Source organism: Shimia ponticola, from assembly GCF_007995215.1.
Taxonomy (GTDB): Bacteria; Pseudomonadota; Alphaproteobacteria; order Rhodobacterales; family Rhodobacteraceae; genus Shimia_B; species Shimia_B ponticola.
In genome coordinates, this window is the sequence record NZ_VCDK01000001.1 from 252,010 (window position 1) to 261,622 (window position 9,613).

Consider the following 9,613-nt stretch of genomic DNA (forward strand, 5'->3'; position numbering starts at 1 on the left):
GGTTCTTGGCGACCTGCGTCACTCGTTGGGCAAATCCTATCTGGTTTGCTCAGAACGCAAAAGCCCCGCTGTGCGCTGGCTTTGCGGGGTGAACACTAAGGCTGCTGGAGGGAACATTCAGAAAAGGGTGCGACAATCCGTACATGCGCCCTAGGTGTTTAAGGAGAGTTGCAAAACCAAGGGGCTGAAGAATGGAGCTTTTGATCAACCTTTTGATTGCCGCCATCGTCGTGCTGGCGATTGCAAATTTCGTTGTCCGCATGGCCTTGATGGACCGGACCTACGCCGCCCGCGTCCGCAGTGAATACGAAACAAAATCCTATCTGCGCGGTGAGCGGCCGAATTCCCGCTGGGACGACCGCTAGGTATTCGACCCGGAATAAAGCCGTTGAGCCTGCCGCGCGGTTGCCGCGCGCAGTTGGCCAAAAGTCGTCAAACCCTGAGCTTTCACAATGGGCAACAGCTTTAGCAGCGCCTGCGCAGTGACCTTAGCGTCGCCTAGGGCGGTGTGCCGGTCCTCCTCGGGGATATCAATTGCCAGTCGCGCACAGAGCGCATCAAGAGAATGGTCTTCGGTCACGCCAAAGACGACCGCTGAAATCAGGACGGTATCCAGAACGGGATGTGTCCATGTGCGGCCAATCTCGCTCTCAGCCTCTTTCAAAAGCCCGATGTCAAACGGCGCGTTATGCGCGACAAGCACAGCGTCTTTGGCGAAGTCATGAAACGCGCGCCCAGCCTGCGCAATCGGCGGGGCATTAGCGACATGAGAATCGGCAATCCGATGGACCTTGGTGGATGCAGGCGGGATCGGCCGCCCCGGGTTGACGAAAAGGTCAAGTTCCTCTCCGGGGACGCAAGACCCACGTAGAATACGCACCGCGCCGATCTGGATGATTGCGTCATCCTTGACCGAGAGGCCGGTCGTCTCTGTGTCGAAAGGCACGAAACACAATTCGTCCAGGTCCGTGTTTTCGATGTCTGTCGGCGCCTCAGAAGAAATCAGGTTGAAATCAAAAACCAAAGGCCGCGCGCCCGGTGCCGGATCGGCACGTTCTGGAATTTCGATGAATACGAGGTGCCCGGTATCGGCAAGCGGTTTGACCTGCGCCTTATGAATGATCGACCCGCGACGGGTGGGCAGGGTGCACGTCACCTCACAATTCTGATCGCTGGCCTCCGCGCAGGCGGTAGAAATGGCGGCGGCATCAAAATACTCGTCAAGCGCGGCTTTCAACCGTGGCGGCGCGATGGGTGTAAGGATCTCAGCGGCCTGTCCATCATAGAGGACAATTTCACGCGCTGGATTGATCAGGATCGTGGCAATCGGCATCTCGGTCAAAAGTGCGGTCAGACGCGCGTGATCGGCATTCAATCGCTCTGTTTCTGCAGCAATGCCCGCTGCAACGTCTTCGAGTGAGGCCTGAGCCTGTCCCGAGACGGCTTCGACCGCGCCGCCAAGGTCGCCCAAATACCGCACTGCTGATGTATCAACCGGAGCGTCCACGCCGGAATGCGCGCGCATCCGCAAATCTGCGGACAATCGTTCGATGGGTTTGGCGACATTTTCGTCGAACAATAGCCAAACCCCAATGCCAAGTCCGCTGTTGAGAAACGCAAATACCAGGAATGCAGTCAGGTAACTTGAGGGGTCAGTTCCGGGATCTGCGCGACCATATCCGTAGAACAACGCCCCGCCTGCCAGTGCCACCGCGCCCAAGACCAAAAGGCCAAAGAACAAGAAGATACGAAATCGCAGGCTCAGGCGTTGAAGCATTTAACTCATACAGGCGATCGCAAAGACGGGATCGTCTGCCTCCATGGATTGCCATTCGGGATTAATGACGCTGCCGTCATCGGCAAACTGCGCGCCGTCGATCAGCAGTGCAGAGCGCGTGTTGGCGCAGTCAAACAGCATCGGTGCGCGGTCCACGGGCGACCAGCGGCCAAAGAAATACAGATCAACGAGCCGTTGATCAGGCTGCGCGTCATTGGTGCGTGCCGTGCCGCTGTCCACCGCTACGAAACGCTTGGTGTAAGGCCAAATCTGTGTCCATGGGCGCAGCCAGCCTTGTTCTTCAACGGTCTGAGCGACGGTGATGCCTTCGGGAAGCTCGGCGGCGGTGCGATCATACCATGTGTATTCGTTCGAGATCGTCATCCCCAACATGCCCGCACCTGCGGCGATGGGCATCACCCATTTCGGCAGCCGCCGCCCCGTCAGGATGTTCAGCACCATGGCAAGGCCTGCACAGGCGATCCCGGCAAAAATCGTGGCGATGAGCTCAATGAACATAGGCTACCCCAGCATTCCTTTTCCTGATCCAATGGCGGATTGCATCGTCTTTACCACGACAAAGGCATCCCGCAGGTGGCTTCGTTCAAAGTCCGAAAGCGTGGAGGGATCAAGGTAATTGCTTGGCGCAGAGCCAGCACGCACCTGTCCTGCCTGATGCTCAAGCCTCGTGGTCGCGATCAGGTCGTATGCATCCAGCAAATCCGCCCCGCCGGAAGAAGAGACCGCCCCGGCGGCAAGCGCGGCTTCGATGCGGGCACGCGTGTTTGCGGGCTTGAGCTTGCCCTGCAATGCGTAAATCCGCCCAAGATCGACAATCGGAACAACGCCGTTGTGCTTGAGATCCAACGCGTCGCGGTGTTCTCCGGACCGGATCGTGGCCAAGCCCCGCAATAGGCCAAGAGGCGGCGAATGCTTGAGCGAGTTTGCGACCATATGCGCGGTAAAGATCGAATTCCGAGACGCCGCCTCCAACACTTCGGCCTGAAGGCCCTCAAAGAGCGTGGTATCCCCACCGATAGGCCGCAGATCAAACATGACCGACGCCAGCATCTGTGCCTCTGGGTTGGGTTTGGCGATCCAGCTTTGAAAGTATTCCCGCCAGACTGTCGTCGGCTGACACCAGCGGGGATTGGTCGCCATCATGTCGCCGGGGCAATAGACATATCCGCAGGCGTGCAACCCATCCGACACAAACCGCGCAAGATCGCTGAAATAGGGCATCTGGTCCGGAGTGACCGCGTCGTCCAGCATCAGGCAATTGTCCTGATCTGACACTCCGGTCTGCTCCTGCCGCCCCTGTGAGCCGCATGCCAACCAGAGAAAGGGAACAGGGCTGGGGCCCAGTTCGGTTTCGGCCAAAGACAGAAGCCGCCGGGTGGCGGTATCTGCGATGTCCGTGATCAATCGCGTGATGATCTCGTGTCGATTGCCACCGTCGACCAGCTGCACAAGAAGCTTCGGGATTTCCGCGGTCGCCTCCGCCATCTCTGACACGGTGTTCGCACGGGCCACGCGGCGCACGATATCTGCCGATGACATGGCCTGCGCGCGGGTCAAATCCGTTTGGGTGACAATGCCAACCAGCGTGTCATTCTCTAGGATCGGCACGTGTCCAATGCGTCTTTCGACCATCAGATGCAGCACGTCCATCACCAGCGTATGCGGTGCCACGGTGAGCGGCGAAGCCGTCATGATGTTTGCAATCGGTTCGTCAACGGGCCGCCCAGTAGCAAGCACCTTGGCGTTCAGATCTCGCAGCGTGACAATGCCGAGCAGTGTTTTGGAATTGGTGATGCAAACAGATGAAATCCGCGTCTCTGCCATCTGGCGCGCCACATCCTTGATCGGCGTTTCTGGCGCACAGGTGACAGGATCGGCGGTCATGACGCGGTCCACCGAAAGGGTCGCCATCTGGTTCGCGGCGTCGCGCTTGGGGCCGCTGCGGTCAAAGAAACGTCCGATGGTGTCGAACGCGTCGATTAAGCCAAAGAAGGTTTTGGCAGGGATCAGGATGGTTTTCGTCGGGGCCGTTGCGCGGGCCGTCCGGCTGGCGGCTTCGCGGCGCAACAGAGCGCGTTCACCGAAGGAGTTTCGTGAACCAAGGACTGAGATCGGTGCATCGCTTTCGTCGGTGACAGCGATTTCTCCGGCGACGATGACATAAAGGTGGGCAACCTGATCACCGACGGCAAAGACGGTCGCGCCGGTGTCAAAGTCAGTCGCGGTGCAAGACCGTGCCAAGGCCGACAATGCGTCTGCCGGAAGGCAGTCATACGGATGCACAGAAGCGAGAAAGTGGGTCAGTTCAGTAGGAAGGGTCATATCGAAATCGTCATACCCTAGAGTGAAACTGAGGTGATCGGACCAGCCGCGTTATGGCGCATGGTCTGAAAGCGGGAAGGGGTGCGGGGCCAGCGAACCGGCCCCGCAAGGATTGCTTAGTGGCCGTCTACGGCAGCACCCGCACCACGTGGGATACGAACGCTTTCGACCAGTTCGACGATCTCTTTCGGTGTTTCTTTGGTCACCGAAGAGACTGCGAAGGCCACTGCAAAGTTCACCATCGCACCGATTGCACCGAAGGAAGTCGATTTGATCGGGCCCAGCAGAGGATCGGCATCCGTGAACGTGTTCGTGTCAGGGATAAAGAACCAGCCTTTGTGCAGGAAGATGTACAGAAGCGTCACAACCAGACCTGCCAGCATGCCCGATACAGCGCCCACGTTGTTGATGCGGGTCGAGAAGATACCCATCATCAGTGCAGGGAAGATCGATGCCGCCGCCAGACCAAAGGCCAGAGCAACCGTCTGTGCCGCAAATCCGGGTGGGTTCAGACCCAAGAGGACCGCCACAACAATCGCCGCTGCCATCGAAATACGCGCCGCAAGCAGCTCGTTCTTCTCGGACATGTTTGGCGTCAGTTGGCCTTTCAGAAGGTCATGCGACACAGCCGACGAGATCGCGAGCAGCAGACCAGCCGCCGTCGACAGCGCTGCTGCCAGACCGCCTGCAGCCACCAGACCGATCACCCAACCTGGCAGGTTGGCAATTTCTGGGTTCGCAAGAACCAGAATGTCACGGTTGAAGTTGGTCAACTCGTTGCCGGTCCAGCCGTTGGCTTCTGCCTTGGCTTGCAGATCAGCACTCTTGTCGTTGTAGTACTGGATTTTGCCGTCGCCGTTCTTGTCTTCCCAAGCCAAGAGACCGGTTTTCTGCCACGTCGCCATCCATGCATAGTTCGGATCGGTTTCGATCTGTTCCACGCTCACAGCTTCGCCGTTCGTACCGTTTGGCCACATCATTTCCGAGATGTTCAGGCGCGCCATCGCACCAACGGCAGGGGCCGTCAGATAGAGCAGGGCGATGAACACCAGCGTCCAGCCAGCCGACCAACGTGCGTCCGACACCTTAGGCACAGTGAAGAAGCGCATGATGACGTGTGGCAGACCAGCCGTACCGATCATCAGCGACAGCGTGAACAGAACCATGTTGATGGTCGAACCGTGTGCCGCTGTGTATTCGGCAAAGCCCAGATCGGTCACGATCAGGTTCAGTTTCGTCAGCAGGTTCTCACCGCTTTCAACGGTGCCAAACAGACCCAGGGCCGGGATTGGGTTGCCCGTCAGTTGCAGCGAGATGAACACAGCTGGGATGGTGTAAGCAGTGATCAGAACGCAGTACTGAGCAACCTGAGTGTATGTCACACCCTTCATGCCGCCGAACACGGCGTAAGCAAACACCACAACGGCACCGATCATCAGACCCCAGAAGGCGTCGATTTCAAGGAAGCGGCCAAAGGCGATGCCCACACCCTGCATCTGACCGATCACGTAGGTGATCGACGCAACCAGCAGACAGATCACGGCCACAAGGCGCGCGGTCTTGGAATAGAAGCGGTCGCCGATGAATTCGGACACGGTGAACTTACCGAACTTACGCAGGTAAGGCGCAAGCAGCAGGGCAAGAAGCACATATCCACCGGTCCAACCCATCAGGAAGGACGAGTTGTCATAGCCGGTAAAAGCAATGAGGCCCGCCATCGAAATGAACGATGCCGCCGACATCCAGTCAGCAGCCGTGGCCATACCATTTGTGACAGGGTGAACGCCGCGACCTGCGGCGTAGAATTCCGACGTAGACCCGGCGCGGGCCCAAATCGCGATCCCGATGTAGAGCGCGAAGGAGGCGCCCACAAAGAGAAGGTTAAGCGTAAACTGGTCCATGAATGTTACTCCTCGTCAACGCCGTGTTCACGGTCGAGTTTGTTCATCCGCCACGCGTAGAAGAAGATCAGTGCGAGGAAGACGAGGATGGAACCTTGCTGGGCGAACCAGAAGCCAAGGTCAGTGCCGCCCACCGAAATGGATTGCAGGGCAGGGCGCAGGATGATCCCGAACCCAAAGGACACAAGGGCCCAGATCACCAGACACACGCTGATGATGCGGATGTTGGTGGCCCAGTATGTCTTGGCCTCCTCACCCACATTGGTTGATGTTGTAGATTGATCCGCCATTGGCGCTCCTCCTTCGCGTATAGCTATGTTGAGTGCGTCCGCAGGGAGAAATGCGGACGCGGAACGCGGCCCGGATTAGGCTGCGAGGGATTTCGTGATGTCGGCAAGCTGGGCGGCGATCTCTTCAATGCTGCCCATTGCGTTGACGGATTGAAGTGCACCCTTTGCGTGGTAATAGCCCAGCAAAGGCGCTGTCTTTTTGTAGTATTCCATCAATCGCAGCTTCAGGCTCTCGGCGTTGTCGTCCGCACGCACGGGTTTGCCCGCAGCGCGCGCCTGTTCGGCGCGCCCGACGATCCGGTCGACAAGGATCGCATCGTCGACCTCAAGCTCGATCACGGCGTCCAACGATTGACCTGTCTTCTCAAGCAGTTCGCCAAGCGCATCGGCCTGAGCCAACGTCCTTGGGAAACCATCAAAGATGAAGCCCTTAGCGTCGGTCGAGGTCAGCTTTTCTTCGATTAGACCAATGACGATCTCATCGGTGACAAGCTCTCCGCGCGCCATGACATCTGCCACGCGGTTGCCCATTTCGGTTCCGCTGGCCTTGGCTTCGCGCAGCATGTCGCCGGTCGACAGCTGCACCATGCCTTGGCTTTCCACCAGTTTCTCAGCCTGCGTGCCTTTGCCTGCGCCCGGAGGCCCAAGCAGGATTACGTTGACGGTTTTAACGGGGGTGTTTGCGCCGTCCATTATGCGTCACTCCGGTTCATGCGGTTGGCGATCAGATCATCAACGACCGAAGGATCTGCGAGCGTGGACGTGTCGCCCAGTGACCCGAAATCATCTTCGGCAATCTTGCGCAGGATACGGCGCATGATCTTGCCCGAGCGGGTCTTGGGCAGGCCGGGTGCCCACTGGATCAGGTCTGGCTTGGCAATCGGGCCGATCTCGGCACGGACCCAAGTCTGCAGTTCCTTGACGAGTTCGTCCGAAGGCTCTTCGCCGCCCATCAGGGTCACGTAGCAGTAGATGCCCTGACCTTTGACATCATGCGGGTAGCCCACAACGGCGGCCTCGGCGACTTTCTCGTGCGCAACCAGTGCGCTTTCGACTTCGGCGGTGCCCATGCGGTGGCCGGACACGTTGATCACGTCATCGACGCGGCCCGTGATCCAGTAATCGCCTTCTTCGTCGCGGCGGCAGCCGTCGCCCGAGAAGTAGTAGCCTTTGTAATCCGAGAAATAGGTCTTCTCGAACCGCTCATGGTCACCCCAAACGGTGCGCATCTGGCCGGGCCAGCTGTCTTTCATGCACAAGACGCCCTCGACACCGTTGCCTTCGATCTCTTCACCCGAAGTGGGTTCCAGAACGACAGGCTGCACGCCAAAGAATGGCTGTTGCGCTGCACCGGGCTTCAGCTTGGTCGCGAAGGGCAGTGGCGTCATCATGTGACCGCCGGTTTCCGTCTGCCAGAACGTATCCACGATCGGGCAGCGGCCTTTGCCGACCACGTCGTTGTACCAGTTCCAGGCTTCGGGGTTGATCGGCTCACCGACCGAGCCCAGGACGCGCAGGTCGCTCAGGTCGTATTTCTCAACCCATTCAGTGCCTTGACCCATCAGGGCGCGGATGGCTGTTGGGGCTGTATAGAATTGATTGACCTTGTGCTTTTCGCAGACTTCCCAGAACCGTCCAGCGTCGGGGAAGGTAGGAACGCCTTCGAACATCACGGTCGTCGCGCCATTGGCCAGAGGGCCATAAACGATGTAGCTGTGGCCGGTGACCCAACCGACATCGGCAGTACACCAAAACACGTCGCCTTCGTGGTAATCGAACACGACTTCTTGGGTGAATGACGCATAGACGAGATAGCCGCCCGTTGAATGGACAACGCCTTTGGGCTGACCTGTCGAACCCGAAGTGTACAGGATGAACAGCGGATCTTCGGCGTTCATCTCGGTCGGTGGGCAATCGGCAGAGGCTTCGGCTGCGAGCGCGTTGTAGTCGTGGTCGCGATCGTTCCATTCCACGTCGCCACCTGTGCGACGCACGACGAGACATTGAACAGCGTCGCCGCAATCGGCAAAGGCCTTGTCAGCGTTGGCCTTCAGTGGTGTTTTTCGGCCGCCCCGGGGCGCATAGTCTGCAGTGATGACGACCTTGGCGTCACACCCGTTGACCCGCGCCGCCAGAGCGTCCGGGGAGAAACCAGCAAAAACGATCGAATGAATGGCGCCGATCCGGGCGCAGGCCAGCATCGCATAGGCGGCCTCGGGGATCATGGGCAGATAGATGATGACGCGGTCGCCTTTTTCGACGCCCAGTCCTTTGAGAACATTGGCCATTTTGGAGACCGAACCGTGCAGTTCACGATAGGTGATATGCATCGGCGCGTCGGTTGAGGTGTCGTCCGGTTCCCAGATGATGGCGGTCTGGTCGCCGCGCGTTTCAAGGTGGCGGTCAATGCAATTGGCCGCGACGTTTAGTGTACCGTCTTCGAACCAGCGGATGTCGATGTTGCCGGGCTCAAAGGATGTGTTTTTCACCTTGGTGAATGGCTTGATCCAGTCGATGCGCTGACCTTGTTCGGCCCAAAAGCCATCAGGATCCGTGATCGACCGATCATACATGGATGCATAGGCAGCGGCATCAACATGCGGGGCAGGGCGGGATTGGGGTGCTGTGGCGGCGTCTGCCCCCACGTCCTTGGGTGTCATTGGGTAGTTCCTCCTGGCGTATCGACACCCAAGTTCGGATGACTTGGTCTTGTGCCGACACCCAGAACATACACAGCCGCAAAGCCGGTGAGGCTTGACCCAGGTCAATGTGGAAAGGGTTTGTAAATTATTGGGACAAGGTGGCCGGCATTTTCTGTAAATATTTTTTCTTTTCTAATTCGTGCAATAAACTCATGGGGTTACCTGGTCAGGTTTACACAACTGTCAACTTGGACTGCATACCGTTGCACACTGTTAGCGGAAACTCTTGGTTTTTCAGTAAAGTGACAAGTTGACGCATCGCTAGGTTGTGGTGGCGAAATGACGTCAGGTCACATCCGTAGTTCTGGGTAAAACGACTCTCTTTGAGCGGCTGCCGAGGACGTTTTAGCAGTTTGTAAAGTTCGCCGAACAGGCGCGCATCTATGGGTTGTGCGCTGCGCAGGGAGCGCCGTGCATAACGCTATTGGGTCGCCGGAACGGGTGCCGATGAATGCCGCGAACGGCATGGGTTCTGCAGTGTTTTGTAGATGGTGAGCGACCATCAAAGGAACTGGGTATCCGTCTCCGCGCAGGAACGGCGTGGCCCTTCCCGCCGGTGCGAAAGAGAAAGCCCGTTCCGGTGGAAGGGACGTCGTTCGC

At 58.2% G+C, this 9,613-nt stretch carries 8 protein-coding genes; 1 reads left to right on the plus strand and 7 read right to left on the minus strand.

Annotated features, from left to right (window positions below; genetic code table 11):
- Positions 1-191: 191 nt before the first annotated feature.
- The gene (locus FE702_RS18495) at positions 192-365 is read left to right on the plus strand and encodes a hypothetical protein (RefSeq protein ID WP_186826951.1); all 174 of its coding nucleotides are present in this window, start codon (positions 192-194) and stop codon (positions 363-365) included.
- Here FE702_RS18495 and FE702_RS01275 read toward each other — a convergent pair.
- From FE702_RS01275 to acs, 7 genes are all read right to left on the minus strand, one after another.
- Positions 362-1,777 carry a 3'-5' exonuclease gene (locus FE702_RS01275; RefSeq protein ID WP_147124401.1) on the minus strand — a complete coding sequence of 472 codons (1,416 nt, stop codon included), beginning with the start codon at positions 1,775-1,777 and terminating at the stop codon, positions 362-364. The two genes, FE702_RS18495 and FE702_RS01275, sit on opposite strands and share 4 nt — an antisense overlap.
- Entirely contained in the window at positions 1,778-2,296 is a 519-nt protein-coding gene (locus FE702_RS01280; protein WP_147124402.1) for a hypothetical protein, read from the minus strand.
- 3 nt (positions 2,297-2,299) lie between these two features.
- Positions 2,300-4,120, minus strand: a complete 1,821-nt coding sequence (locus tag FE702_RS01285; RefSeq protein WP_147124403.1) for a DUF294 nucleotidyltransferase-like domain-containing protein — start codon at positions 4,118-4,120, stop codon at positions 2,300-2,302.
- Positions 4,121-4,236: 116 nt separating this feature from the next.
- Positions 4,237-6,021 carry a sodium:solute symporter family protein gene (locus FE702_RS01290; RefSeq protein WP_147124404.1) on the minus strand — a complete coding sequence of 595 codons (1,785 nt, stop codon included), beginning with the start codon at positions 6,019-6,021 and terminating at the stop codon, positions 4,237-4,239.
- A 5-nt stretch (positions 6,022-6,026) separates the two neighbouring features.
- On the minus strand, positions 6,027-6,311 hold the full coding sequence (locus tag FE702_RS01295; protein WP_147124405.1) for a DUF4212 domain-containing protein: 285 nt from the start codon (positions 6,309-6,311) through the stop codon (positions 6,027-6,029).
- Between the two features lie 75 nt (positions 6,312-6,386).
- The gene (locus FE702_RS01300; RefSeq protein WP_147124406.1) at positions 6,387-7,004 is read right to left on the minus strand and encodes an adenylate kinase; all 618 of its coding nucleotides are present in this window, start codon (positions 7,002-7,004) and stop codon (positions 6,387-6,389) included.
- A complete protein-coding gene (acs, locus tag FE702_RS01305) occupies positions 7,004-8,971 on the minus strand; it encodes an acetate--CoA ligase (RefSeq protein WP_147124407.1) in 1,968 nt (655 codons plus the stop codon). The genes FE702_RS01300 and acs overlap by 1 nt, the downstream gene beginning before the upstream one ends.
- Between the last annotated feature and the right edge of the window lie 642 nt (positions 8,972-9,613).

Coding starts and splice junctions, on each gene's coding strand:
- FE702_RS18495 (WP_186826951.1), top strand. CDS start 192: ATGGAGCTTTTGATCAACCTTTTGATTGCCGCCATCGTCGTGCTGGCG.
- FE702_RS01275 (WP_147124401.1), bottom strand. CDS start 1,777: ATGCTTCAACGCCTGAGCCTGCGATTTCGTATCTTCTTGTTCTTTGGC.
- FE702_RS01280 (WP_147124402.1), bottom strand. CDS start 2,296: ATGTTCATTGAGCTCATCGCCACGATTTTTGCCGGGATCGCCTGTGCA.
- FE702_RS01285 (WP_147124403.1), bottom strand. CDS start 4,120: ATGACCCTTCCTACTGAACTGACCCACTTTCTCGCTTCTGTGCATCCG.
- FE702_RS01290 (WP_147124404.1), bottom strand. CDS start 6,021: ATGGACCAGTTTACGCTTAACCTTCTCTTTGTGGGCGCCTCCTTCGCG.
- FE702_RS01295 (WP_147124405.1), bottom strand. CDS start 6,311: ATGGCGGATCAATCTACAACATCAACCAATGTGGGTGAGGAGGCCAAG.
- FE702_RS01300 (WP_147124406.1), bottom strand. CDS start 7,004: ATGGACGGCGCAAACACCCCCGTTAAAACCGTCAACGTAATCCTGCTT.
- acs (WP_147124407.1), bottom strand. CDS start 8,971: ATGACACCCAAGGACGTGGGGGCAGACGCCGCCACAGCACCCCAATCC.